At 44.1% G+C, this 26,364-nt stretch carries 18 protein-coding genes and 1 pseudogene; 9 read left to right on the top strand and 10 right to left on the bottom strand.

The features are described 5' to 3' along the window. The first annotated feature begins 43 nt into the window (after positions 1–43). From ONT18_RS00575 to ONT18_RS00595, 5 genes are all read left to right on the top strand, one after another. On the top strand, positions 44–1,066 hold the full coding sequence (locus ONT18_RS00575) for a LacI family DNA-binding transcriptional regulator (RefSeq protein WP_264903566.1): 1,023 nt from the start codon (positions 44–46) through the stop codon (positions 1,064–1,066). 51 nt (positions 1,067–1,117) lie between these two features. Then, positions 1,118–5,254: a hybrid sensor histidine kinase/response regulator transcription factor gene (locus ONT18_RS00580; RefSeq protein ID WP_264903567.1), complete on the top strand. Its 4,137-nt coding sequence runs from the start codon at positions 1,118–1,120 to the stop codon at positions 5,252–5,254. Positions 5,255–5,368: 114 nt separating this feature from the next. Then, the gene (locus ONT18_RS00585) at positions 5,369–8,323 is read left to right on the top strand and encodes a TIM-barrel domain-containing protein (RefSeq protein WP_264903568.1); all 2,955 of its coding nucleotides are present in this window, start codon (positions 5,369–5,371) and stop codon (positions 8,321–8,323) included. A 1-nt stretch (position 8,324) separates the two neighbouring features. After that, on the top strand, positions 8,325–10,826 hold the full coding sequence (locus tag ONT18_RS00590; protein WP_264903569.1) for a glycoside hydrolase family 2 TIM barrel-domain containing protein: 2,502 nt from the start codon (positions 8,325–8,327) through the stop codon (positions 10,824–10,826). Positions 10,827–11,215: 389 nt separating this feature from the next. After that, entirely contained in the window at positions 11,216–11,791 is a 576-nt protein-coding gene (locus ONT18_RS00595) for a GNAT family N-acetyltransferase (RefSeq protein ID WP_264903570.1), read from the top strand. A gap of 247 nt (positions 11,792–12,038) precedes the next feature. On the opposite strand, the gene ONT18_RS00600 is transcribed toward ONT18_RS00595, so the two are convergent. The 3 genes from ONT18_RS00600 to ONT18_RS00610 all read right to left on the bottom strand — a co-directional run bounded on the left by ONT18_RS00600 (position 12,039) and on the right by ONT18_RS00610 (position 14,755). After that, positions 12,039–13,415 carry an alanine/glycine:cation symporter family protein gene (locus ONT18_RS00600; RefSeq protein ID WP_118139507.1) on the bottom strand — a complete coding sequence of 459 codons (1,377 nt, stop codon included), beginning with the start codon at positions 13,413–13,415 and terminating at the stop codon, positions 12,039–12,041. Between the two features lie 78 nt (positions 13,416–13,493). Then, the gene (locus ONT18_RS00605; RefSeq protein WP_264903571.1) at positions 13,494–14,066 is read right to left on the bottom strand and encodes a DUF4230 domain-containing protein; all 573 of its coding nucleotides are present in this window, start codon (positions 14,064–14,066) and stop codon (positions 13,494–13,496) included. Between the two features lie 17 nt (positions 14,067–14,083). Beyond that, a complete protein-coding gene (locus ONT18_RS00610) occupies positions 14,084–14,755 on the bottom strand; it encodes a DUF4230 domain-containing protein (protein WP_264903572.1) in 672 nt (223 codons plus the stop codon). A 371-nt stretch (positions 14,756–15,126) separates the two neighbouring features. Here ONT18_RS00610 and ONT18_RS00615 point away from each other — a divergent pair, with 371 nt between their 5' ends. Both ONT18_RS00615 and ONT18_RS17375 read left to right on the top strand, forming a co-directional pair. Beyond that, entirely contained in the window at positions 15,127–15,705 is a 579-nt protein-coding gene (locus ONT18_RS00615) for a DUF4738 domain-containing protein (protein ID WP_218435440.1), read from the top strand. 89 nt (positions 15,706–15,794) lie between these two features. Beyond that, positions 15,795–15,902 (top strand): annotated as a pseudogene (locus ONT18_RS17375) (DedA family protein); the annotation flags it as partial. 742 nt (positions 15,903–16,644) lie between these two features. On the opposite strand, the gene ONT18_RS00620 reads toward ONT18_RS17375, so the two are convergent. The 7 genes from ONT18_RS00620 to ONT18_RS00650 form a co-directional block, all read right to left on the bottom strand. After that, positions 16,645–17,028 carry a hypothetical protein gene (locus ONT18_RS00620; protein WP_089544302.1) on the bottom strand — a complete coding sequence of 128 codons (384 nt, stop codon included), beginning with the start codon at positions 17,026–17,028 and terminating at the stop codon, positions 16,645–16,647. Between the two features lie 10 nt (positions 17,029–17,038). Beyond that, positions 17,039–17,632, bottom strand: a complete 594-nt coding sequence (locus tag ONT18_RS00625; RefSeq protein ID WP_022328649.1) for a C39 family peptidase — start codon at positions 17,630–17,632, stop codon at positions 17,039–17,041. Positions 17,633–17,889: 257 nt separating this feature from the next. After that, positions 17,890–19,254 (bottom strand): MobV family relaxase, encoded by a 1,365-nt coding sequence (mobV, locus tag ONT18_RS00630; RefSeq protein WP_089544304.1) that lies wholly within the window; start codon positions 19,252–19,254, stop codon positions 17,890–17,892. Positions 19,255–19,444: 190 nt separating this feature from the next. Then, positions 19,445–20,395 carry a toprim domain-containing protein gene (locus ONT18_RS00635; protein ID WP_089544305.1) on the bottom strand — a complete coding sequence of 317 codons (951 nt, stop codon included), beginning with the start codon at positions 20,393–20,395 and terminating at the stop codon, positions 19,445–19,447. A gap of 276 nt (positions 20,396–20,671) precedes the next feature. Beyond that, the gene (locus ONT18_RS00640) at positions 20,672–21,928 is read right to left on the bottom strand and encodes a primase-helicase family protein (protein WP_022121237.1); all 1,257 of its coding nucleotides are present in this window, start codon (positions 21,926–21,928) and stop codon (positions 20,672–20,674) included. A 381-nt stretch (positions 21,929–22,309) separates the two neighbouring features. Then, positions 22,310–22,681, bottom strand: coding sequence for a hypothetical protein (locus ONT18_RS00645; RefSeq protein WP_089544307.1), 372 nt, complete (start codon positions 22,679–22,681; stop codon positions 22,310–22,312). Next, complete coding sequence (locus ONT18_RS00650; RefSeq protein WP_089544308.1) at positions 22,678–23,901, bottom strand: site-specific integrase; 1,224 nt, start codon at positions 23,899–23,901, stop codon at positions 22,678–22,680. The genes ONT18_RS00645 and ONT18_RS00650 overlap by 4 nt, the downstream gene beginning before the upstream one ends. A gap of 294 nt (positions 23,902–24,195) precedes the next feature. Between ONT18_RS00650 and ONT18_RS00655 the strand changes: the two genes are divergently transcribed. After that, positions 24,196–25,413, top strand: coding sequence for an OmpA family protein (locus ONT18_RS00655; RefSeq protein ID WP_264903573.1), 1,218 nt, complete (start codon positions 24,196–24,198; stop codon positions 25,411–25,413). 20 nt (positions 25,414–25,433) lie between these two features. After that, positions 25,434–26,348, top strand: coding sequence for a FimB/Mfa2 family fimbrial subunit (locus ONT18_RS00660; protein WP_264903574.1), 915 nt, complete (start codon positions 25,434–25,436; stop codon positions 26,346–26,348). Positions 26,349–26,364 lie beyond the last annotated feature (16 nt).

Below are 26,364 nucleotides of genomic sequence, written 5' to 3' on the forward strand. Positions count from 1 at the left end.
TGTGGATACAAAATGTATGTCAATAATAAGCGTAAACTAACAAATGAAACAACGAAGAACATCTTTGAAAGACCTCGCCGATCAACTTGGCGTCAGCATAGCAACTGTATCTAGAGCCCTGCGAAACAGCCATGAAGTGGGTGAGGAGATGACTCAAAAGGTGAAAAGCCTTGCCAAGGAGCTCAATTATCGCCCAAACCCCTTTGCACAGAGCCTCAGAAAAGAAGCACCTAGGGTGATTGGTGTAATTGTGCCAAACCTGGTGACTCATTATTATGCTGCTGTGCTGGATGGTATAGAAGATTATGCCGTAAAGAATGGTTATTCGGTGATCAGCGCCAATAGCCACGAGAATACAGAACACGAGAAGAGAGCGGTAGAAAACTTCCTGAATATGCATGTGGAAGGCATCATCGCCTGTCTGGCACAGGATACGGTCGACTATTCTCATTTCGAGCAGTTGCATAAGATGGGAGTTCCACTGGTGTTCTTTGCCCGTTGTTGCTTAGAAGATAAGTTCTCCCAGGTAGTAGGCAATGGTGATGTTGCAGCCCAGGAGGCTACCCAGCATATGATAGATACCGGTTCGCGCCGCATCGCCTTCATCGGCGGTCCAAACCATCTTGATATGGTGCGCCGCAGAAAACACGGTTATCTGGAGGCGCTGAGAGAGAACCGCATCCCTATCGACCGTGACCTTGTAGTTTGCGACAGAATCGATTTCGATGTGGCCCGAAACGCTACCCTCCGTCTCCTCGAAAAGGAGGACAGACCTGATGCCATCCTCGCCTTTAACGATATTATCACTTATGCCGCCTTCGATGCTATCAAGGAAAAAGGACTCCGAATACCAGAGGATGTTGCTATCATCGGTTTTACCGATGGTGATACTGCTGCCTTCGTTACGCCGAAACTCTCGGCTATCATGGACAAGGCGCACGAACAGGGAACCACTGCCTGCGATCTACTCATGAGAAGTATCAATGGAGATGATAGAATCTACAAAAAAGTGGTACCGATGATTCTGAAAATACGCGAAAGTTCTGAAAAGAACGAAGCGAAATAATTCCTATTTACAGAAAGCAATCTTTTTATAGAACTAAACCAATTAATGCTTATGATGATTAAAAAACAAAACTACTTGAAACATGCCATCGTGCTGTTTCTGCTCTTGCTGCTCATGCAGCCGGGTAGAGCATGGGCTGGCTATGAAAACGTAGAATTCAGCAGCCTCACCAATCATGATGGACTTACGAACAGTCAGGTGGGTGCCATCCTCAAGGACACCAGAGGATACATCTGGTTCGGTACCCAGTCGGGACTGTGCCGCTTTGACGGCTTCCGTATGAAAACTTTCTATTATAGCAACACTGATGATAAGTCGCTGCCTAACAATTCGGTAGATGAACTTCAGCAAGACTATGATGGAAATATCTGGGTGCATACCTCTGTAGGTTACAGCATCTACAAATATGATGAAGAGCAGTTTGACCGCAAACCGGAAGAATGGCTCAAAAACATCCACGTGCAGGGACCTCCTTATAAACTCCTGATAGATAAGGATAAGAACATGTGGATAGCTGTCTACGGTCAGGGACTCTACTATCATAATGCCAAAACCAAGAATACCTACCTTTTTAAATTTACCAAAAAGGCTCAGCCGGGCTGTCTGAAAGAGGGAAATATCAGTAAAATAACCGAGGTTGACGGCGATGCGCTCATTACCTATGGTGATGGTACAATCTGCCGTGTCAACGGACAGAAACAGAAGGTTCTCTGGTACAATTCCTTCCTTGCTAATCATAAAGCTGCCGGTGATAATGGTGCCTATACTTTCTATGATGGTATAGGAGGTTTCTGGGTTTCAGTAAGCAATGCCAATTATGTGTATCAGTCTAAAACCGGAAAATGGACCGATGCCCGTTCTTATCTTACAAACATGGGCATTGATATTCCTTGCCCAACCCATATTCTGATGCGCGATATAGCCCGCGATAAGGCAGGCAATCTCTGGGTGGCTTCCGACCATAACGGTCTCTTCTTCGTTGATTTCAAACGCAAAATCTGCCGTCAATATGTTCATTCCGAAGCAAAGGGAAGTATCGTTGACAATTCCCTGCAGAAGGTTTATGTGGATGATGAGGGAGCTATCTGGGTAGGTAGTTACAAGAACGGCGTGGCTTATTATTCGCCTGCCGCTCAGAAATTCACAACGATTCTGCTTGGTGATGTGTGTACAATCACACAGGATCTGAATGGTAATCTCTGGTGCGGAACCAATGATAGCGGAATTGTATGCTACAGTCCGCTTACCGGACAGAGCTGGCGATTCTCACAGGCTGAAACCGGTCTGGCTTCGGATATTGTGGTCAGCAGCGTAACCATGGCTGATGGTACGATGTATTTCGGAACCTTCAATGGTGGACTTGCCCAATATAAAAATGGCAGATGGAAGAGCTTTCAGGCAGCTCCTGGCGGACTTGCCAATAACAGCGTCTGGTGTCTTGCTGAAGATCCGTATCATCGCCTGATTATCGGAACCTTGGGTTCAGGCTTCCAGATTTATAATCCTGAAAGTGGTAAATTCACAACCTACAATGTTCAGAATTCGGGTATTACCAGCGATTTTATCAATTCGCTCTTCCTGCCGAATAAAGATGAAATTCTGATAGGTCATTCGCAGAACTATTCTATCTTTAATTTCGGAACCCGAAAGGTAACCAATGTGAATACAACCAAGGACGGACAGCCTTTCCCGAGTCCTTCCCTGAATTACATGATGAAGGATAGCCGCGGCATCTTGTGGATGGCTTCGCCTGCGGGTGTCACCATGTATGATGAGGCTTCAGGACAGTTGGAGTCAATCAATGACCTCAATGGTACGCAGGGTACGGTAGGCTGTATGGTGCTCGAAGATAAGCAGCATAACATCTGGCTGGTTTCTGAATTTATCGTTACCCGTGTTACGCTGACCAAGAATAATCAGGGCAAATGGGACATTACGATGATCAGCTTCAATTCGCTTGATGGCTTGCAGAGCCGCCAGTTTAACCAGCGTTCTGCCTGTCTGATGAGAAATGGAGCCATCGCCATCGGCGGTCAGGATGGTATTAATATCATCAATCCTGCCAAGATCCTTCCTGCCCAGAAACATGCAAAAGTCTTGTTCAGCGGTTTCGTACTCTTCGATCATCCGCTGAAGGCAGGTGAGGAGTTTGAGGGAAGAGTGCCTCTGGCTAAATCGCTGGATACCAACCCGGAACTGGATCTCAGTTATAAGGATAAGGCGTTTACCATACAGCTGGCTTCCGACCAGGTAAGTATTCCTGCCCGCTGCCGTTTCCTCTATCGCATGAAGGGACTTGATGACAAATGGATGCTGACACCGGAGGGACGTCCGGAGGCTACCTTTACCAATCTCTCTTCAGGCAGTTATGTCCTGGAGGCAAAGGTGGTGAATGCAGATGGTAGTGTGAGCGAAGAGGTGAGCACGCTGAAGATTCATATTCACCCGCCTTTCTATCTCTCTATATGGGCGTTTATCGTATATATTATATTAATAGGTGTAGCTTTCTATCTCTACCGTAAACGTATGCTCGAAAAGCAACGTGTTAAATTCGAACTCCAGAGCAAGGAAGACAGTATCAAGAAGACCAAGGAGTTGAACGAACTGAAGCTCAACTTCTTCACCAATGTGAGCCACGAACTCCGTACTCCGCTCACCCTGATTATCTCGCCGCTGGTTAGTATGATCAGAGAAGAAAGAGATGAGTCTAAACGCAGAAAGCTGGAGATGATTCATCGCAATGCTACCCGTTTGCTCAATCTGGTAAACCAGATTCTCGACTTCCGCAAGATAGACCAGAACAAGGAAAAACTTACCCTGTCGCGTATCGACATCGTGAACTTCGTTGACAATATCTGTACTTCGTTCCGTACTTTGGCAAACAGCAAAGTAACGCTTGCCTTCGATTCTACGGTGCCTAGTCTGCAGATGTCGTTTGATGCTGATAAGGTAGGAAAAATCGTGAATAACCTCTTGAGCAATGCCTATAAGTTTACGCCAGATGGAGGATTTATCACCGTTTCTCTGAGTGTTGCACTCCGCCAGCGTGTAGGAGACAAGGATTCGGATATGCTCCGCATCTCAGTATCTGATACTGGCAAGGGCATCAGCGATAAGGAGAAGGAACATGTGTTTGAGCGTTTCTATCAGGTCAATGGTACTGAAATGCAACCACAGGGTGGTAGCGGAATAGGTTTGAACCTGGTAAAGAAGTTTGCCGAACTGCATGGTGGTAAGGTAGATGTTACAGATAATCCAAGCGGAGGAACCATCTTTATGGTAGACCTTCCGATAGAGAGCAGTACCACCTCCAATTCTACGGCACATCTCGGTTCCTTGCGAGCAGCACCTATCATAACCACGGTGCATCAGGCTACTGATGATGATCCGGATGCAGGTAAGAACGTTCTCTACGGAATGAGTAAACATGCGCACCAGCCTGGAGAATCGATGATCAAGAAGCCGGTAGTGCTCCTCGTTGACGACAGTGAGGACTTCCGTGAGTTTATGAACGAAGTATTGACAGACTATACGGTTGTTGAGGCTGTCAATGGTCAGGATGCCTGGAACAAGATCATCGACCGTCGTCCTGACATCATCCTGAGCGATGTGATGATGCCTGTGATGGATGGTAACGAACTCTGCCGGATGTGTAAGGACAATGACGAAACAACAGCCATACCTTTCATCATGCTCTCGGCCCGTATGGGAGATGAGCAGCGTAAGGAAAGTCTGAAGTGTGGTGCTGACGAGTATATTGCCAAACCATTCGATATAGATATGTTGAATCTCTGTATTCTGAACCTCTTGAAGAAACGCAAGAATGTGAGCACAGAATATGTAATAACAGAGGCCGACCGCAAATTTATAGATGAGGTGAATGTTTATATCCGCGATCATATGAGCAATCCTGAAACATCGGTAGAATCGCTCAGTACTCATCTAAGCATTTCACGCGTACAATTATATAAACGCATGATTTCGCTGACGGGTATTACACCTTCTGAGTATCTCAGAACCAAGCGTATCAAATTTGCAGAGCATCTGCTCCGCTCGGGCGACTTGAACATCAGTGAAATAGCCTATAAGGTGGGATTCAATAATCCACGTTATTTCACTAAATACTTCCAAGACGCGTATGGCGTTACGCCGTCTCAATATCGTAAGAATCTGTCAGAATCAGAGTAGTTTACGCTTCTAGTTAACATTTTATACACATACAGATAACATTTGCGCACAAAGATACGGGAAATTTCTCGTATCTTTGCCGCAGATTTTTAAACTTTCCTTTAAACGTATAAAATGAGACTAACTAAAACATTATTGATTTCAGCAGTGCTGCTGATGAGTGCCACAGGTATGCAGGCAGCAGGTTTCAACCAGAATGGTAATTATCTCACTGTTCAGTTGAAGCAACACCAGAATTTTGGTCCTAGTCAGATTCGCCTCCAGGTGGTGAGCGATAAGATTATCCGTGTTCAGGCTACAGCCGAACAGAGTTTCCGTAATAAACAGAGTCTGATAATAGTGCCTCAAAACAGCAAGGCAAATTACAAGGTGGAAGAGCAGGGAGACAATCTCATCATTACCACTGCAGCCATGCGTGCTGTCATGAACGAGGCTACGGGTCAGATTACCTTCTATGACCTGAAAGACAATGTCCTTCTCAATGAGGTTGCACAGGGCGGAAAGACATTCAAGCCGTTCACGGTGCCTGACCGTGAAATCGGTGTAGACATTGCCAAGGTTCCTGAAGCACAGAAGCACGGATGGTCATGGCGTGCGCTCTTCAACTCTCCTGATAACGAGGCGTTCTATGGTCTCGGTCAGCATCAGAGTGAGGAACTCAATATGAAGGGTAAGAACGAAGACCTCTTCCAGTATAATACCAAGGTGAGTGTGCCTTTCGTCATCTCTAATAAAAACTATGGCATCCTCTGGGATTCTTATTCTTATTGCCGTTGGGGTAATCCGGAAGATTATCTCCAGCTGAACCGTGCCTTCAAACTCTATGATAAAGATGGAAAGGAAGGTCAGCTGACAGGTACTTATGTAGACAAGAACGGTAAAAAGATTGTTCGAGGCGAAGATAGCATTTACTTTGAGTATGCAATGCCTGAGGCTTCTGAGATTTGCAACAAGACAGATAAGGGCGGCATTCAGAACCTGCCAAAGGGTTTTGCACTGAATGGTTCCAAGGTGGTTTACGAGGGTTATGTGGAGGCTCCAACCAACAGCTTCTATCAGTTTATCCTCTACTATGCCGGCTATATGAAGATTTATATCGACGGCAAACTGGTAGTGCCTGAGCGCTGGCGTACAGCCTGGAATCCGAACTCTTATAAGTTTGAAACTCCAATCAAGAAAGGCGTAAAGACTCCTATCCGCATCGAGTGGCAGCCAGATGGTGATGTTTCCTACTGCGGACTTCGCGTAGCAGCTCCTCGTTCTGAGGCAGAGAAGAACCAGTTGAGCATCTGGAGTGAGATGTCGCCGGATATGGACTATTATTTCATTGCCGGTCAGAATCTCGATGAGGTGATTTCCGGTTACCGTACGCTTACCGGCAAGGCTTCGCTTTATCCTAAGTGGACCCTCGGTTTCTGGCAGAGCCGTGAGCGCTATCAGAGCAGCAAGGACATCGAGGACAACCTGAAGAAGTTCCGCGACTTGCATATTCCTGTAGACAATATCGTTCAGGACTGGAACTACTGGAAGCTGGATTCATGGGGAAGTCATGAGTTTGAGGCTGCCCGCTATCCAAACCCACAGGCGATGCTCGACAGCGTACATGCCATGAACGGAAGATTCATGATTTCCGTATGGCCTAAGTTCTACGATACAGTCAAGAACTATAAGGAACTCGACAGCAAGGGTTGGATGTATCATCAGGCTATCAAGGATGATATTCACGACTGGCTCGGCTTCCGCGGTTCATTCTATGATGCATATTCTGATGGTGCCCGCAAGATGTTCTGGCGCCAGATGGACGAGAATCTTTATACCAAGTATAAGTTCGGTATTGATGCCTGGTGGATGGATGCATCAGAACCAAACGTTCGCGACTGTACCCCGATGTGGTACCGCAAGGCCCTTTCCGGTCCTATAGCCCTCGGTACATCTACCGAATATTTCAATGCTTACAGCATCGTGAATGCTGATGCTATCTATAACGGACAGCGCAGCGTGAACCCTAACCAGCGTGTCTTCCTCCTGACCCGTTCCGGTTTTGCCGGTGAGCAGCGCTACAGTACGGCTACCTGGTCTGGTGACATTGCTACCCGTTGGGAAGATATGCGTGCCCAGATGACTGCAGGTTTGAACTATTCTATGGCAGGTCTGCCTTTCTGGGGAATGGACCAGGGCGGTTTCTGTGTAGAGAACCGCTATGTGGCTGCCCAGCAGGAGTTCGATAAGACCGGTAAGGAAAATGCTGACTTGAAGGAATGGCGCGAGTTGCAGGCGCGTTGGAACCAGTTCGGTTGCTTCGTACCTCTTTATCGTACTCATGGCCAGTGGCCTACCCGTGAGGTATGGAACATTGCTCCGGCAGATCATCCGGCTTACAAGACCATCGTGGCATACGATAAACTCCGTTACCGTCTGATGCCTTACCTCTATAGTATGGCTGGTATGGTTCACTTCAAGGACTATACGATGATGCGTGGATTGGTAATGGACTTCAACGGCGATGACAATGTTTACGACATCAAGGATCAGTGGATGTTCGGTCCTGCTCTCATGGCTTGTCCTGTAGGCGAGTATCAGAAGTACAGCCGCAATGTTTATCTTCCTAAGCAGAAGGGCTGGTATGATTTCTATACCGGTAAGCACTATGCCGGTGGACAGACAATCGTAGCCGATGCGCCTTTCGATAAGATTCCAGTCTTTGTTCCAGAGGGTTCTATTCTTCCTGTGGGTCCAGAGATGGAGTGGAGCGATCAGAAGAAGGCTGAGCTCATCGACCTCTATGTCTATGCAGGCAAGGACGGTTCTTATACACTCTATGAGGATGAGGGAACCAACTACAACTACGAGAAGGGTAAGTATGCTATGATAGACTTCAAGTATAATGATGCTCAGAAGACCGTTACTATCGCTGCCCGTAAGGGTGCTTTTGATGGTATGCTACAGAAGCGTCGCTTCAATATCGTACTTGTTAGTGATAACAACCAGCAGGGCATCAGCCTCGCCAAGGCGCCTAAGGGCAAGATGGTGAAGTATGCTGGTAAGGCAGTTACTGTAAAACTGAAGTAATATGAAGAAGATATTTGCTTTAGCAATCTTTCTATTGGGCGCTCAGTCGTTGAGCGCCCGTGATCGCCAGTCTTTTGATAAAGGCTGGCTTTTCACTTTAGCAGATAGTGCCGGAATGTCAAAGTCTGATTATTCAGACCGGCATTGGCGAAGTTTGAATCTTCCTCACGATTGGGCGATAGAGGGCGATTTCTCCCCTTCGAATCCTTCGGGAGCCAGTGGTGGTGCATTGCCGGGCGGCATCGGATGGTACCGTAAGCATTTCTCGGTGAATCCAAAGGAAAAGTATGACCGGTTTACCATCACCTTTGATGGAGTATATATGAATTCTACCGTGTATATCAATGGTCATAAACTCGGAACCCGTCCTTACGGATACAGTACATTCGAGTATGATCTTACACCTTATATTAATAAGAAGGGTGATAATGTCATTGCTGTGAAGGTAGACAACAGCGACCAGCCTAACAGCCGCTGGTATTCCGGTTGCGGTATTTACCGCCATGTTTGGCTCACCAAAACCATGAAATCTGCTTATATTCCTCAATGGGGACAGTATGTAGTAACTTCTCCACAGGGTGATGTCAGGGTGAAGGTGGATTTCGCTGCTTCCGGTAACAAGATGAAACTCTCTGTCCGTAACACCATCTATGATGCTGCCGGAAAGATCGTAGCCAAGAGTCAGGGTGTTCGGGAACAGAAACTCAAGGTGAAGAATCCGCATCTCTGGGACATCGGAAAGGGATATCTCTATACAGTCAAAAGCGAGCTGTTAGTAAATGGGAAGGTAGTGGATGTTGCTACGACAACTACCGGTTTCCGTGATGTGAAGTTTGATGCTAAGAAGGGCTTCTTCCTCAATGGCAAGAATCTCAAGATAAATGGTGTCTGTGAGCATCATGATTTCGGTTGCCTGGGTGCTGCCGTTAATGAGGATGCGATGCACCGTAAACTTACCATCCTTCGCGATATGGGCGTGAACGCTATCCGAAGCAGTCATAATCCTCCGGCACCAGAACTCCTGAACATGTGCGATTCGATGGGTTTCCTCGTGATGGACGAGAGCTTCGATATGTGGCGCCGCAAGAAATCGAATGGCGATTATGCCCGTTTCTTCGATGAATGGCATAAGAAAGACCTGTCTGATCTCATCAAGCGCGACCGTAACCATCCAAGTATCATCATGTGGAGTATCGGTAATGAAGTTCTCGAACAATGGTCGAATGCGGCTGCTGATACGCTCAGTCTGGAGCAGGCTAACCTGATTCTGAATGCCGGTCATGATGCTTCAACTTTGGCACATAGTGATGAACTGAGTGTCAATTCGCTTCTTACCCAGCATCTGGCAAAAATCGTGAAAGAGTATGATCCTTGGGGCACACGCCCTGTTACTGCTGGCTGCAATGAGCCCGACCCGAAGAATCACCTCTTTAAGAGTGGGGCTATTGATGTTATAGGTTTCAATTATCACCATCAGTGGGTGAAGGATGTGCCAAAGAATTTCCCTGGCAAGCCTTTCATTCTGTCGGAGAGTGTTTCAGCCTTGCAGACTCGTGGCTACTATATGATGCCTAGCGACAGCATTTATACTGCGCCAAAGGAATGGTGGTTGCCTTATACCGATCCTTCGTTTATGTGTTCGGCTTATGATAATTTCCATGCCTCATGGAGTAGTACCCACGAAGAAACCTGGGATGTGGTGAAGCACAACAACTTTGTGGGCGGACAGTTTATCTGGACCGGTTTCGATTATATCGGTGAACCTACTCCTTATGCTTATCCTGCCCGTAGCAGTTATTTTGGCATTATCGATTTGGCGGGTCTTCCAAAAGACAGCTATTATATGTATCAGAGTGAGTGGAGTCAGAAAGATGTGCTTCATCTCTTCCCTCATTGGAACTGGCTGCCGGGACAGACCATCGACATGTGGTGTTATTATAATCATGCCGATGAGGTAGAACTCTTTATCAATGGCAAAAGTCAGGGCATCCGTAAGAAGACAGTCTATGGTGCAAAGAACGAAGGCGATGCTTTCAGAAAGAGTACTGAATATCATGTGATGTGGCGAGTAAACTTTGAACCGGGAGAAGTAAAGGTTGTAGCCAGAAAGAATGGTAAAGTTCTTAGAGAGCAGGTCATAAAAACAGCAGGAGCTCCTCATCATCTTGTGTTGAAGAAGACTTATCAGGGGCATCTGGCTTATGGCTCTTCGTATCCGACCACCTTTGTCGAGGTGAATGTAGTAGATAAAGATGGCAATCTCTGTCCGAACGCAGATAACCAGATTTTCTTCTCTGTTTCTGGAGAACAGGATGCAAGTGGTAATGGTTTCCTGAAAACGCCAAAGATTCTGGGAACAGATAATGGATGTCAGACTTCTTTGGAGCGTTTCACCGATTCACATCGCAAGGCATTCTTCGGAAAATGTGTCGTTGTGATAAAAGGTAAGGGAACGCTCAAGGCACAGGCAGTAGACTTAAAGGATGCTTCTGTAGCTTTGTGATTATAGTAATATTCTGAAAATCAAAACATTAAGGATTTATATTGCGAAGAAGGATACACTCTTTCGGTGTATTCCTTTTTCGCTCTTAAAAACGAAAAAGGTTTTGAAGCATTGGGACCCAAGGGATTTGGGTATCTCTATTATGCTAGTAATAGAAATTTAGCTTCAAAACCTGCGGCAAAGATACATCTTTTTTTCGAATAAAAAAACTTTTTCGAATAAAAAATATAAAAAACTTGCTCTTATCAAAAAATATACGTAACTTTGTAAACGATAAGGCATCAAACCCAATCTGCAATCATGAAAAAAGTAATCTTTGTAGAATTTCCTCACGATGCTGGAGCATGAAAGAAATAACAATAATAAAACAATAAACAAAAAATAGTATAATGAAAATTCAAATAGAACAGGCTACGCCAGACAAGGCTTCGCATATCGCATCGCTTATCATGGAGGCGATGAATGCGCAGTGTTGCCAAAATTTTGCTGGTCCTCAGCATACATTGGTTGATTTTCACCGTATGATGACTAAACTTGTAGAGATGGAGGACAGTCAGTATAGTTATAAGAATACATTGGTTGCTATGTCTACTGATGGCATTCTTGTTGGCATCTTGGTTGCATACGATGGTGCTGACGTCAAAAGATTACGTAAGCGCTTTATTGAGGCTGCGATCGTTGCTTTTGGAATAGACTATTCGGCTATGGAGCTTGAAACAGAGGAAGGTGAGTTCTATTTGGATAGTTTGGCAGTTTCTAACCAATACCGTGGAAAAGGTATTGCATCTAAACTGTTGGATGCTGCTATCTCTCGCGCAAGAGAATTAGGACTTCCTGCTGTAGGTTTGCTTTGTGATAAAGGCAATCCGAAAGCGGAGCGTCTCTATGCGAAGGTTGGTTTCCAATATGTCAATGATACCACTTGGGGTGGTCATGCAATGAAACATCTTCAGTATAAATTGTAATCTGATAGGGCAAACTGTGCAAACGTTTGCCCAATAAAAAGTATAGAAATCAACAGAAAATGTGCTGTTTATTGCGCAAATGGTAGTATCTTTGCACCATAAGTTCATAACGAATAGGTTTTTTGGTTTTTAGAAAAGATATTTTATTAGTTTTTGTTGATTTAATAATAAAAGCTCGGTCTGCAGTGATGCAATGCCGAGCTTTTGTATTTTTACTCCCTTTCAGGGTATTTTCTTTCTGTGTCTTTTATTCTAATTCCTCTATTTCTTTTTCGTCCATGTCTTTATCTAACTGGTCTCTCCACAGATACTTTCTGGTTTCATGCACTATGATACCACTCAGGCAGAGCAAGGAGATAAGGTTTGGTATCGCCATTAAAGCATTCATGCAGTCGGCAATGTTCCAAACCAGTCCCAGACTGATGACACTACCCAGGAAGATAGTAGCAATATAGACTATGCGGAAACAGAGCATCCACTTTTTGCCTTTCAGATATTCTACACACCGTTCTCCATAATAACTCCATCCCAATGTCGTACTGAATGCAAATGTTGCCAGTCCGATGGTCAATATCGGAGCTCCGATATATGGAATCTTACTGAAGGCAGCCTTGGTGAGTGCTGCTCCGTTATGATAGTCGATGTCTGGATATGCTATGATACTTGAGGTGATGACAAGACCTGTAAGGGCACAGATGATGACAGTATCCCAAAAGGTACCGGTAGATGAAACCAATGCCTGGCGCACAGGGTTGCGGGTTTGGGCTGCTGCAGCAACGATGGGTGCCGAACCCAGACCACTTTCGTTAGAGAACAATCCGCGGGCTATACCATAGCGGGCTGCAATCATCACGGTACTTCCAGCGAAGCCGCCACCTGCAGCCTTTGTTGTGAATGCAGAGTCAAAGATTACGTGGATGGCAGGCAATAAATAAGCATGATTTACACAGAGAATGTAGATGCAGCCTAATACATAAAAGAGTGCCATGAAAGGTACCAGCATGCCACAAACCTTGGAGATACTTTTCACGCCTCCAAGAATCACTGCTGCTCCTAAAGCCGTAACGATGGTTCCAGTAATGTATGGAGAAATGCCGTATTGGTTTTCTACCAGGGTTGAGATGGCATTTGCCTGTACCGTGCTACCGATTCCGAATGATGCCAATGCGGCAAAGAGGGCGAACAGGACTGCAAGCCATTTCCAGCCCAATCCTTTTTCCAGGGCATACATAGGACCACCCAACATCGTGCCTCGCTTGGTCTTTACGCGATATTTTACGGCGAGTAATCCTTCGGCATATTTGGTAGAAATACCAAAGACACCGGTTAACCAGCACCAGAGTACGGCTCCTGGTCCGCCAAGAGCGATAGCTGTAGCCACACCGATGATGTTACCGGTACCAATTGTAGCTGCCAATGCTGTTGCCAGTGCTCTGAACTGTGAAACATCTCCTGTGGCATTCTTGTCTTTCTTTACAGACAGTTTGATTGCCTTGAAAATCTTGCGTTGTGGAAAGCGCAAGCGGATGGTCAGAAAGATGTGGGTTCCCAACAGCAGGATAATCATAGGCCATCCCCAGAGGAATGAACTAAATGCGGTGAAAAAATCGTTTATTGCATCCATCTCTTAAAAATTTTATGTTTATCTTATATCTATATTTTTTATACCTGATAACGCAGTTACTTATGTGTTATAACCTTGTTATTTCTCAAATTCTATCTTTACGTTTTTGAATCCCATTGCTTTCAGCATCTCTCTAAACTGAGTCTTGGCATTCGCCTGTGCAGTATAGATATTGGTGCGGTTTAAGCAACGTTTCTTCATAGCTTGATAAGCACGCTCATACATAGCCTGTCTGTCGCTGCCTGTCCATTTGCCTTCTTCAAAGAAACTCTTGGTCTTCGCTTCGTCTATGAAGTTATGGTCCAGCAGTTTGATAGGAGGTAAAGTGCATACGATGCTGTCCTGGCTGGCTTGTAGCCATCCTTTTTTTACATCCTTCATATCGATACCCAAGCGCAACGTTCCGTAATAGATACGTACCAGTTGGTCATCGCCCCAAAAGCCACGGCGTATTGTATCTATCAGTTCTTCATCACTTACAGATAGAAATTCCCATTGGCCGATATTCTCGATGCTTTCTACCTGAGTGGGTGAGAGGGTTGTCTTATCTTCCTGTACCACGCTGACCTCGTTGTCTTTGGTGAACCAATAGAAGGCTCCACCCAGAATAAGGATCAGTGCTAATAGTACGATGATTTGTTTTCTTTTCATATCATTGTTCTCCTCGCTTAGTGATTCTTTTCGATAGTTGTCTTATCCAGAAGAGTCTTCAGATCGTTGAAAGTGAATTTCTTCCTGAAACTGATTTTGATATTCTCTTCTGCAAATCCCATGTCCTGTAGCATCGGAATCAGGGTGTTTGCTGCACTTTGGCGTGCCTGCTCAAGAATATCTAGGTTCGGTATATCGCGAATAATACTTTCCCTGCCTTGTTGTTCGAATAGTGACAGTTCTGCATCACTGTAGTTTCTTCTGGTGAGTGAAACGAATTGTCTTACACCTTCATGATTGATTTTACTGCTGGTGAGCATCACTTTTGGGTCTGGTAAGATGATTTCTATCTTGTCACCTTGTCGGTTAACGTTCTTAGCAGAGAATCCTGAAAAGTCTACATAAGCTTTTAATGTCGCATCCATCGGAATGGCCACCTTGCGGTTTGAGCCGGGAACATGAATATTGAAGTCTTTCTTGAACAGTGAGCCCTTCAGATTGAGCTGGTCATCATGTGTTATAATCTTATGGACATGAGCTTCTGCAGTATATAAGCGATTGCATTTCTGTATCTGCATCACCATCACAGGTATTGTGTCGATGACTTGCTCCTTCTTTTCTGTTTGCTGATGCGAACATGAAACGAAGGCAAAAAATACAGAAATGATAAATATTAACCTCTTTTTCATACTAAATGTCTTTATTATGCTGCAAAGGTACGGCAAATTGTTCGAAAAACAAAACAAAATCGTTTTTTTTGATGTTCTTTTGCTAAGAAATGAAAAAAAAAGCAGAAAAAGCACTTTTTTTTATATCTTGATTAAACCTTTTCATTTTCTTTACGTCAAAGTTACGATTAGAATTCATAAACTGAACTTTTATTATATCGTGTAAGATTCAATAGGAAATTTATTAGTTAGTATTTAGGTATGTAGGGCGCCTGCTTGTGAAAGTAGACGCCTTTTTTGTATCTGATTTTGTGTAAGAATGTAGATTTCGGTTCTTTTCTTTGGCTATTTCAAAAGAAAAATGTACTTTTGCAGTAAGAAAAAATAACGGAATGAAACGAATTGATTATATATTAATAGGTCTTTTGGCTATTTCTAGCTTGACGGCTTGTACAGAAAAGAAGAAGAGTAATATCATTATTGCTCCTAAACCGGTGGCTAAGGTTGTGAACAAAGCTACTCAGAAAATGAGTGATTATGAGCAGACCAGGGAGGCTGACTGGGTTGGTTCCCATTATAAAGTGGTGGTGAAGCGTAGTTCTGACAAGGAACTTCCGGTTCTCCAGTTGGACGAAAACACCAAGTATTATGATAACAGAATTTCGGTTAAGGTATTGAGAAGCGATGGTTCTGAATTCTTTAGCCGTACTTTCACAAAGAAAGATTTCACATCCTATATTGACAAACATACACAGGATATGGGTGCTTTGCTCGGTATTGTGTATGTGAAAGCAGAAGGTGATTATCTTTACTTCGCAGCAAGTGTTGGGTCGCCTGATGTTACCAGTGATGAATATGTACCTCTGGTACTTAAGATTTCCCGAATGGGTAGTATCTCTATATCAAAGGATGAGAAGTTGGATACCAACGCTTCTGCTGAAGAGGAAGAAGAGGAAGAAGATGGGGTATAAAGCGGTTCTTCCGTTAAATGTATGAGTATTTATTATGTCTATTCTGAAATTATTATTGTACTTTTGTAAGCGTATTCATATAATAATGTATATATCAGCAGGCATTAAAGTATAGTCATGAGCTCGGTTACATCATCTTGGCTCTTGCCGTAGTTATTGTAGCTTTCCTTGCATACAAGGGGCTCAAGAAGAAATAAGAAACTATCCTCCATCCTGCTTCCTCAAGCGGGATGGGGGATTTTTCTTTTGTACAGAACTTTCGCATGCAGGCTCCACACGCCTTGAACCAACGGACACCGGCTAAAGATTTACACAGATTCTGGGCTTGAATAGAGTCTGAAAACGTTAAAGAATACTAACAAGGTGTCGCATTGCTCACGAATGAGACACCAAAAACCAAAAATTCATACCTGAAAAAACAAATATTACCCCCCCCACTTTCATATAAAAGCCTTAACTTTGCACCAAGATTTTTACAATCTGTATCATGAAGGATTTAAAATGTTGTAAATTATAATCAAAACATAATAGATATGAAGAAAGTTTTAACTAAGAAAAAAGTATGTTGCTCTTTGGAAAAAGACAGTATATTTTCTAATAAAATTACGCTAAAATCAGCCGAATAGCTAAAAATGAACTATTTATGAGTTTTTCACCTCAACAGAGGTAATGATTTAGCAACAGTTCTAAATTCTGCAATCTGCATACGTTTGCTGCCTAACAACTCTTTTCGGCTGCAAAAATACAAAAAAATAATGAATCTAAGAATTTTATTAAACAAAAAATATCAAACAGAGAAATATGTTGCAAAAAGCACTGTCTTACTAGTGGTCTGTAAAGTCTAAAAGTTGAGTAAAACGTCGTTCGTCACATACTGATGATTGATGAAATATCACACGTGCCTTACTAAACTTTTAGACTTTACAATCTACTAGTTGTTTATTTTGCGAAATACGTATTTACAACATTTGTTGTTGTATTTTGCAATTTTAGCAACTTGTCGGTAAATTCTAAAACTTTAAACTTAACAGAGAAAGTTTTTGTACCCTTTCCTTCTGATGGAAAAATAACATAAAATGTTTCTACGTTTTCCTGCTGTATTAAGTATGGCTTCTCTATAGTATGAGTCTGTCCATTAAAGGAGAAACTAGTTGTGTATGTCGTATCTTTGAATATAAGACTCGAAGTATAAGACTTTCCTTTTGGCAATTGCAACTCCCATTTTTTACCTTTTAAGCTGTCGATTTTAAATGATTGTGCATGAACTAATTGCCCATTTAGGAACAATAGAGAAATAAAAAAATATTTAAAAATCAACTTCATATTTATTTAATTACTTTATACCTGTTAATACTATATTATAATCTTGTAAAAAATACCCAGCATTAACTGAGTACATACAAGCAAGCTCAGGGTCCATATAAATAGCAGCACCCGTATTGGAGTTATATCCTACACATAACACATTATGGGCAGAGCTTTCTATTTGGCTATTTACATCAGTCATGACGGGATGCTTGGCATCTATTGCAGACTTATAATTTGTAAATGTTTGAGTTTTAAAGAAATGTGTTACAAAAGGCTCGATATAATCCAAAGAAACACCATCAATCAAAGGATTTGAATTATATGTCTGTGTATAATATAGAATATACGCTCCCTCATTTACTGTTCCACCAAAAACTTTATTGTTTGCATACTCCATAATTGATGTTACGCAGGCATTAGGTATTTGCTTTGCCATTGTTGTTGGCAAACTGCTTTTGACAAAGACATCACCTTTTTGTTTTGAATATTTTGTCGGGTTATAAATTATTTGAGTGGAAATCTGTTCTTTCGACACATTGTCTGGCTCGATTAAATCAGTCCCTTCACATGCGACCAAAAAAGTTACAGGAATAAAAAATAACAAATGTTTTATCTTCATATACATTTTCCTTTCCAAATGGTTTCGTCATTCAATTCTTGCACTTGTAGCAACCATCTTTAAATCTACAAGATTCTATATTTTTTAGCAAATTTACAAAAAAAATATTTTAAGTGTTGAAAAATTAAAATTATTTATCCTTTTTAACAATATATCTTTGTTTGCCTAGAAATATCTTTTTAAATTTTGACGCTACAAAGATAGCGTGATTTTTCTGACATATCCAAATCCTGAGCAACTTTTTGTTGCTCAGGTCTTTAGATTTTTTCTTCTTTATTTATCTTCGGATTTAAGGTTCTTCTATCTTTTGAGATATTCCATTGCTCCTTGAACCATTCAACAATAGGCTGTCTATTGATACACAGAAACAATTGGTTCGGTTTGGTAGAATCAGAGAACACCTTGATTTCTGCATTCTCCACATTGAACTTTCTTCTGTGCTTCTCGGAATAGAGTGAACCGCTAAAGTTGAGTGCCTTTCCAGCAAGGAGCACACTAATTTGTTCAGCCGTGAAGCCTATCCTCTTGCACAAACTTTCTATTTGCAAGTATGCCTCCAACATCGGGAACCAACGCTTGGCTTTGCGGATGATGTTGTTGAGCATCGTTACCTCCGTGGAGTGCTTGCTTTTCAAATCAACGACCTCTGCTTGGTGTTTCTGTTGCATCTCGCCGAGTTGTTGGGTGTGGCTGTCCTCCATTCGCTGCATTTTCCCATGGAGTTCGTCAATGTATTGCTCTCTGTCTGTCACAAGCTCGCACAACTTTTGGTTGTGCTGCTCCACCTCCTTCAATTTTCCACTACCTAAAAGAGAACAAATCTTCGACACAAAGGCAGTCTTGGCTTCCGTCTTAGCAGCCTGTAGTTTCTCCGTGTTGATTTCGCTCTTGGTCTGTTTGAGCAGTCGCTCTGCTTCCTCCACATCGGATTGCAGCAGTTTCATGCAGTTTTGAAGTCTCTCCGTCTCTCGCTTGATGTTACGGTAATACTGTGCCGTGGAGGTATGCCTCGCATCCGACCCACGGACACCTCGCTTCAAGCCATACTTGCCCATGGCTTCAGCATAGCTGTCGTGATAGCCAACCATCTTGTCACGGTTGAGCACATCATCGGCACACAACCTCACGGCATTGGCTTTCTTGCGGTATGTCCGCTTGCCCTCTTCCGTTGTCTTGTTCTTCGCCTTTCTCCGTTCGCCTGTCACTATCGGAACAATGGAGGCGTGAAGGTGCGGCGTGTGCTCGTCCATGTGGAGAACCACCGACACGACATTTTCCTTGCCGAACGTGTCCTGCAACCACTTCAAACTGTCGTTGCACCAATCGTCAAGCTGACCATTGGCTGCGATGTTCATCATGTCCTCGTGCGTTCCAGACAGCACGGTTCTAATCACCCTCACCTGGTCATTGGTTATCTTGCGCTTGATGCCTGCCGTCTTGATGCGGTGGGCGATGGCTTCGTCACGACCATACACACCGCTCGGCATCTTGACAAGCTCACGGTTGAGGTGAGTTCTCGTAGGGTCAGCGTTGTCGGGTATCACCTTGCGCTCTATGTGGTCTGACTCCCTTGCGTCAGAGCTGCCCTTTGCCTTCTTGAAATCCAAACTGAAATGTCCCATAATAAACTTGTTTTTGAGTTGTACAAATCCGCTTGCCGCATTGCGCCCTGCGCATGGCTCACGGGGTTTCAAAAGGGGATGCCCCTTTGCTCAAATGGGTGTTTTTAGCGGTGGCGTGCCACTGCGTCAAGAAAACGCCCTATTGAGCTATGGCTTTTCCGTTCAGAATAGCCATTGGAGCAGGAACCGCCTACATACCTAAGGCTGCGCCTTTCTTCCGAGGTGGAGCAGTCCGCTTAACAGGCTGTACTTGGTGTACCGACTGTTTGGATTTCACTCCGCACAGATAGTCGTTCAAGTCGTTGTACTCGCTGTACAAGTGGGATGCATCCCTCACACGGTAGCTGAGGGCGTTCTCGATGGCAAGCGTTGCCTTCCGCCCTGCCTCGTCGTTGTCGAGCAGACAACTGATGCGCTCGTAGCCGTGGAGTGCGTCAACAGCCTTGTCCACATTGCTTGTGGAGTTGAGTATCACGTAGTCCTGCGCTTCCAATGACGGACAAGACGGAAACTTCTCCATGCGTAACGAGAGAAAGGAAAGATAGTCCATCATGCCCTCGAAAACATAGCAAGAGTATCTTGGCTCGCCTTGCTGTCGGATATGTGTGATGTCCTTGGGGGACATGCAACCCTTGAAGAATCGGTTACGAACCTCGTAACCGCCCGACTTGTTCTTGAAGCCGATGGCGAAGTAGTTCTTGCCATTATGCGAGAAGTGGAGTTCCACACATTCCTTTCGGGCTATGCACAGGTCAATATTCCGCTCGCTCAGATAGCGCAGGAGTGCAGGGTGGTTGAGCTCCCTAACCTCCAATCTCTCAAAACTCGGCTCGGAAGCTTGCTGAGGGAAAGAAAAGTCGGTCGGGCGTACATGGGGCGCTTGCTTCTCCATCTTGTCCAAGAGATATGGCAAGTTGTCTGATGCGTAAAGGTATGACGCAAGGGTGATGATGTTGCCGCCCTTGCCCATTCCGAAATCGAACCAACTGTTCATCGTGGTGTTCACCTTGAAAGATGGCTCGCTCTCGTTTCTCAGCGGTGACTTGTACCAAAGGTTTGCACCCTGCTGTTTGACAGGGTGGTGTCCCAAACTTAGCAGATAATCTGCAATCTTGATTTGCTTTGCTTCTTGAATATTCATGTCTTACTGTGGATTAAGTGGTGTATGTATTTCTGATGAATTGTTGAAAATAGTATGTATTGGTATGATAACCAAAGGCTTATCTTCTCAACAAACTCTCAACAAATGGTTCTTTTCAACAAAATCACTGGGCAAAAGAGAAAGACAGGCATTAGCGGTCATGTTTTCTCTTTTCAACAGTCTCTTTCTTTTGTTGAGAGATTTGTTGAGAAAATGTTGAGCCTTAAATACTTGATATCCAACACTTCTTTCGTCATATTCAACAATTCAACAAAATTATATGCTATTTAGCTTGTCCCTCGTTACAGTGTAGAACCTGCCCACACGTTTTGTTGGCGAGTAGTGACCGCTGCTGTTGTAGTTGTACTCGTATGAGGTGTAGGTGAGGGCGTTCTCTGAAGGTTGCAGCTTCCAACAGTCCTGCACTATCTTTCGCACAAGGTGCTTCTCCGCTTTCACGTGGTTGCATTGCAACAAGGCGATTGCATCATTGAGGCAGAATTGCAAACTGTCGGTTTGGGTGTTCTCCATGACCTCAAGGAACAGCTCCGACATTTCCACCTCAAGTCGGTTGCGGTTGCAGCGTATGATTCTCCTCAGAGCATCGGTCGCTATCTGTTCGGGGGCGAACCACATACGGCTCTTCCGCTCTGTGGACAGCGTTCTGCCTTGCAGATGGAACAGAAAAGCGGGTATCTCCGCCTTCAGTTTCTCCAAGAAGTCGGTATCGTCAGATTGCAACGATAAAATCTTCCTCACCCAATATCGGGTCTCGCCCTCGTCAATGATGACAGGGAGTGATTCGTTGTTGGAGCACAGCACGAACTTGGCAAAGAAGGAAATCTCGTTCCTGTCCTTGCCCTTGGCTTCCACCTTGTACGAGAGTGTGGTGCTGAGGTTCTTCAACCGCTCGGAATCCTCCCTGCGGCTGAGCAATACCTCGTCCACGACTATGAGCAGTTTGCCAGCCCAATCGGAGTTGAACTGACTGCGGAAGTCCTCGTTGGTGTTGAATGTCACGTTGTCCTGGAACAATGCCTTCAGAAAGTTCAAGAACGTGGTCTTGCCTGTGTTTCTTTCCTCTGATACAAGCAATAGAATAGGCAGCTTCTGCACTGGTCTGAGATAAAGAAGTTGCAGGTAGTCCATGCCAAGCTCATATTGCTCACCGAAGATGTGACTAACCAACTTCTTGATATTTGGGAAGCCCCCTTGCATCGGCTTATGTCCTATCGGCTCGTATAGGTTGAGGAAACCGTCTATCACCGTGCGGTGGTTCACATGTTCGGGAACAGTACAGAAGCCGTCATACTTGTGAACGTACTTGATGAACTCCTTGCCGTAGTCCTGACGCAAGGTCTCCATGTTCCATGGGATGCGCTTTCTTACCTTTCCTCCATTGATGGTAGGTTGGTCAACCACCTTGTACAAGGTTGTGCCAACACGGATGAACACCTCGTTTGTCGGAGGTGCAGCCTGTGGCTTTGCATTTGCCACGCCTACAAGCTGATTGTTGTCGTTTGTCTTGCTCATAATCTAACCTTTGTGAGTTGATAAATTAAAGTTGCAAAGGTAAGGGCGGAAAATCAAAACGCAAAACACAAACTTGCGCAGAATGGAGAAGTTTGCACCGACAATGTTAAAAGATTGGAAATCAATGTGCTTGATGTAGCCTTTCGGGATAAGATAAAACGAAAAATCCCGAAGAGAGGCTTCCTTGCAAACCTTTCCTCGGGATGAACAAAAATGTATTCCTGCATGTCATACGTTTTATATGTCATACGATAAAACTGTAAAACGTTTGACATCAGCAGTTCTTCGTTCTTCACAGAAATGCTTGATACGACAGTGAATCAGTACGTAGGCAAGTCAATACGACAGTGAATAATAGAAGCGTCAAAGATACAACCAATCTCAGCTAATGGCATTTGTCCCTCCGTAGAGTTGTAGGACAATGGCTGCTTTCTCTTTTGCTCCGTACAGCCTCTTGAAGATGGCATTACGAAGTTGCATAGCCCCATTAGAGGTGAGACGGAAGCAAATGGCAACAACCATAGGGAATCCATACAATGTTTGCCAAATACCCTTGGAAGTTTCTTGTCTTTGTTGGACTTCCGACATAGACAACATGCCTTCTTTATATATGACTTGTATCACAGAGTTGAGTTTTGGGGCGGTAACATGAAGCATATTGACCAATTCTCCCTCACTCATCCACAAGTTCTCCAAGTTGGACGGAATGGAAAGTATTCCATTTCCGTCCACGGTGATTACAGTCCTTTTCATACCATTCCTCCCATAACAGGCAAGTGCCCCTTGATTCGACTTTCAAAGACTGCTATGTCATGGTCAAGTTTGTTGCTTGTCACCTTGGCGTATATCTGCGTCGTGGTGATGTTTGTATGGCCAAGAATCTTGCTCACGCTCTCTATCGGCATACCATATTCCAAGGCTAAAACAGCCCAAGAGTGGCGAGACACGTGAAATGAAACCCGCTTCTTGATGCCACACATTGCAGCAACTTTCTTGATGCGCTTGTTGATGTTGCTAAGATTGCCGATATTGAATACGTGGCTTCCTTTTCTGAAAGACTTGTATCTCTCAATAATCTGCATGGGAATATCCATCAACTTGATTTGAAAAGGTACACCAGTCTTCTGACGCTTGGACACAATCCAAGGAGCACCGTTTATCATGCTGATGTTATCTTCCGTCAAGTTCTTGATGTCGATGAAAGAGATACCTGTCCAACAACCAAAGAGAAAGAGGTCTCTCGCAAATGCCATATTCGGGTCTTCCAACTTCATCTCTGTCATGGCGGTAAGCTCGTCCAAGGTCAAGAACTCACGTTCCTTGTGATCTGGGTCAACGTGGTACATGGCAAACGGATTTCTTGGTATCTTGCCGTTGTAGTGAGCTGCCGTTACGATATGTTTCAGTGGTATGGAGTAAATCCAAATAGAGGACTGCGCAAGTCCTACAACATTCTTCAAGTACAGACAATAGTCACGAATGAACTCCTCTGTAAGCTCATTCATGGACATATCGCTGCGCTTGTACTGATACTTGATGAACTCGGCAACATACTTTCTTACCGTCAGATACTTGCGGTAGGTGTTCTTGGCTCTGTCCTTGCCTACACGCTTGGCAAAGGCTGCGTTCTCCTTGTCAAAGGCTCTGAGCAAGGTCTCGTACTCTGTGCCTATGCCTTGGTAGGCATTTCTCACCATCTCAGCTGTAACGAACGCCTCACGGTCGGAAAGGCGTTGGTAATGCTTGGCGATTTGAGCCTTGATGTTGTCAAGCGCAAAGTTCACCTCCTTGGCTTCCTTGCTCTTGCCAATGGCTCTGTTGCCCTTGGCATCCCAGATAGCCTTGGTCACGCTCTGCTTGCAACTGAACTGTGCGATAGTTCCGTTGATTGTCACTCGTCCCATGATAGGGACAATTCCGTTTCTCTCCTTGCTTCCATTTATATAGAAGACTGTCTTGAAAGTGCATCTCATAATTCTTACTTTTTTGTTCGGTGCAAAATTAAACTGTGAGAGCTGCATGACAAAACCAAAACTTACGCAGAATGGGGAAATATGAACCGTCACCGTTAAAAATGCTTATTAGGGCGTTTCTGCGAGGTAATGATTTGAAAGCGTTTCTATTTCATCAATCTGCGTTTTCCGTATTTCCTTGTCTGTGCCACTTAAAGCCAACGGCTGCCACAACCACTTGAAACTCAAAATAAAAGCATCATTCTGCTATTTTTTGCTTTCTTAGGCGTTATTTTCTATAAAAAAAAGATCAATATGAGAAATTACTTAATTGGAAAAGAAAGATTACTGGTCGCAGCACTTGCTTTTATTCTTCCATTTTCTTTCGCGAAAGCAGAAGTAAAAGAAGATGGAAAGACCGGTCAGCAAGGCTGGTATATAGGAGTAGAGGGTGGAATGCCTTTCGGCTTCTCTACCTTCTCTAGCTTCGGACACGACAAGACGCACCTCGGTTGGGCTGCTGGCTTATATGGGGGCTATCGTTTCAACTCCATCTTCTCGGCAGAGTTATCTGCTAAATATGGAGAAATGAAATTGTCGGCACAAGACTGCTGCGTAGAACGTAACTATTGGTTGGGTAGCGACGGTATGCTTTACAACGCAGGTGTCCTGGGCATGGACTGTTGGGAATATGCCAATCTGAAAAGCCATGTCAGGATGGGCAGATATGGGGCAAGAGTGAACGTTCATCTCCTTGGACTGTTCCATCAAACAGCTGACAGCCGATGGGATTTGGCTGTTTCACCTCATATATATGCAGTAACGACCAAGGCTGATATCCGTACTATAGCCGATGACGCTAAGGTGATGAAAGGTTCTACCAACTGGCATTTGGGTTATGGTGCAGACTTGCAGGTAGGTTACCAACTGACCTCATGCCTGAAATTGGGCATCTATTCCGGTTTGACTCGTCTTACTGGCGAACGTATGGACGGAATGCCAGAACATCTGCATAAGAACAACTTTGTTTGGGAAAGTGGAGTAAGATTAGGGATTAACCTCTCTAAAAAGAAGAACAAGGTAGCAGAAACTCCATCAGTTCCACAACAGGAGGTTCTACAACAGGAACCAACTTCTTCGGAGGAGGTCAATCTGAAAAAAACTGTGGATAAGGCAGAAACAAAAGTTGTTGAACAAAACATAAAAGAATCTGCAAAGGTGACTTTCCCTGTCATATATTTCACCTTCAATAGTATCGACATCCAGCAAAATGAAGAGACTAAATTGAATGCTATTCTCAAAACATTGAAAGAGAATCCGAACATGAAGGTGACGGTAACAGGTTGGTGTGACACGAAAGGCAGCGTGGCTGTCAATAAACGTATATCTCGCCAGCGTGCAGAAGCCGTAAAAACCTGGCTTGCGAAGAATGGCATAGAGGCTAATCGCATTACTGCAATAGGAAATGGTAGCGATGACACCCAAGATGCGGATAAGGCTCGCCGAGTAGAGACTATAGACAATAATAAGTAACCCATAAAACAAGATAGAGAATGAAAGCAAAAAGAATATTTAATATTGGGTTATGGGTGCTGCTATGCGTCCCATGCCTGTTGGCAAGTTGCGACCATGATGTTCATGATGGTGAGGATGAAGGTGGCTTGTCTGTATCGCTCACTTGGGCAGATGAAGCCGACCAAGGTACGGAAGTGAAGGATGTGAAGCTCTGGATATTCAATGCCGATGACGGTTCCTTAGTTGAGGAAAAACATGATGGAAGCACGCAGGAGGTAGCAAGCCAACGCTTCGCTCTTCCAGTTGGGCATTATCAGATTCTAGCTGCCACCAACCTTATAGAACCGTTTTTTATCGGTGAGGCTACAAGGGCAACCCTCAATATAAACCAACTCATGTTTGGATTGTCCAATCCAAGTGCCTCTCCCGACCATGCCTATTATGGTGTCACGGACATCGGTATAGACAAATCAAATGTCAACTACATAACCAAAAATGAAATGCGCCATATACTTGCAGAATTGACCATCTTCATTGAAGGAGTTCCTGACAATTTTGCAATGATAGGTAAGGTTCTGAATGTGGCAACCGGACTCCTTCCCCTGCAAAAGAATGAGGATGGAACATTCGGGACAGCAAGCTATACCAAGGAAGAGTGTGATATACCTTTGAGAATCGCAGTGCCTGGCGAAACTTTAAAAACGGAAACATTACGCTTGATGCCGACAGCCAACGGTTTTCATACCACCAAGTTGTTTATCCAACTGATTTCTCCTGGGGGAGTAGTTAGCAACTACGACATCGAAGCACCCATCATGAAGTCTGGAGGCAAGTATCAGATAAACTTGGAATACGAGGAGATGAAACCTTATATGTATCTTACGAGCACGAAGATAGATGATTGGACTGAGGGATGGATTTATCGTGGTGAAATCCTGAATCCTGAAGATTAAGCAACCCTATCATTTA

This window comes from Segatella copri, from assembly GCF_026015295.1.
Taxonomy (GTDB): Bacteria; Bacteroidota; Bacteroidia; order Bacteroidales; family Bacteroidaceae; genus Prevotella; species Prevotella copri_C.

Bases quoted from the DNA above. Each gene is read 5' to 3' on its own strand.
- ONT18_RS00610 (WP_264903572.1), bottom strand. From the start codon at position 14,755: ATGAAAAAGAGGTTAATATTTATCATTTCTGTATTTTTTGCCTTCGTT.
- ONT18_RS00660 (WP_264903574.1), top strand. From the start codon at position 25,434: ATGAAAGCAAAAAGAATATTTAATATTGGGTTATGGGTGCTGCTATGC.
- ONT18_RS00640 (WP_022121237.1), bottom strand. From the start codon at position 21,928: ATGAGCAAGACAAACGACAACAATCAGCTTGTAGGCGTGGCAAATGCA.
- ONT18_RS00655 (WP_264903573.1), top strand. From the start codon at position 24,196: ATGAGAAATTACTTAATTGGAAAAGAAAGATTACTGGTCGCAGCACTT.
- ONT18_RS00650 (WP_089544308.1), bottom strand. From the start codon at position 23,901: ATGAGATGCACTTTCAAGACAGTCTTCTATATAAATGGAAGCAAGGAG.
- ONT18_RS00580 (WP_264903567.1), top strand. From the start codon at position 1,118: ATGATGATTAAAAAACAAAACTACTTGAAACATGCCATCGTGCTGTTT.
- ONT18_RS00575 (WP_264903566.1), top strand. From the start codon at position 44: ATGAAACAACGAAGAACATCTTTGAAAGACCTCGCCGATCAACTTGGC.
- ONT18_RS00625 (WP_022328649.1), bottom strand. From the start codon at position 17,632: ATGAAGATAAAACATTTGTTATTTTTTATTCCTGTAACTTTTTTGGTC.
- ONT18_RS00585 (WP_264903568.1), top strand. From the start codon at position 5,369: ATGAGACTAACTAAAACATTATTGATTTCAGCAGTGCTGCTGATGAGT.
- ONT18_RS00595 (WP_264903570.1), top strand. From the start codon at position 11,216: ATGAAAATTCAAATAGAACAGGCTACGCCAGACAAGGCTTCGCATATC.
- ONT18_RS00620 (WP_089544302.1), bottom strand. From the start codon at position 17,028: ATGAAGTTGATTTTTAAATATTTTTTTATTTCTCTATTGTTCCTAAAT.
- ONT18_RS00605 (WP_264903571.1), bottom strand. From the start codon at position 14,066: ATGAAAAGAAAACAAATCATCGTACTATTAGCACTGATCCTTATTCTG.
- ONT18_RS00615 (WP_218435440.1), top strand. From the start codon at position 15,127: ATGAAACGAATTGATTATATATTAATAGGTCTTTTGGCTATTTCTAGC.
- ONT18_RS00645 (WP_089544307.1), bottom strand. From the start codon at position 22,681: ATGAAAAGGACTGTAATCACCGTGGACGGAAATGGAATACTTTCCATT.
- ONT18_RS00635 (WP_089544305.1), bottom strand. From the start codon at position 20,395: ATGAATATTCAAGAAGCAAAGCAAATCAAGATTGCAGATTATCTGCTA.
- ONT18_RS00590 (WP_264903569.1), top strand. From the start codon at position 8,325: ATGAAGAAGATATTTGCTTTAGCAATCTTTCTATTGGGCGCTCAGTCG.
- ONT18_RS00600 (WP_118139507.1), bottom strand. From the start codon at position 13,415: ATGGATGCAATAAACGATTTTTTCACCGCATTTAGTTCATTCCTCTGG.
- mobV (WP_089544304.1), bottom strand. From the start codon at position 19,254: ATGGGACATTTCAGTTTGGATTTCAAGAAGGCAAAGGGCAGCTCTGAC.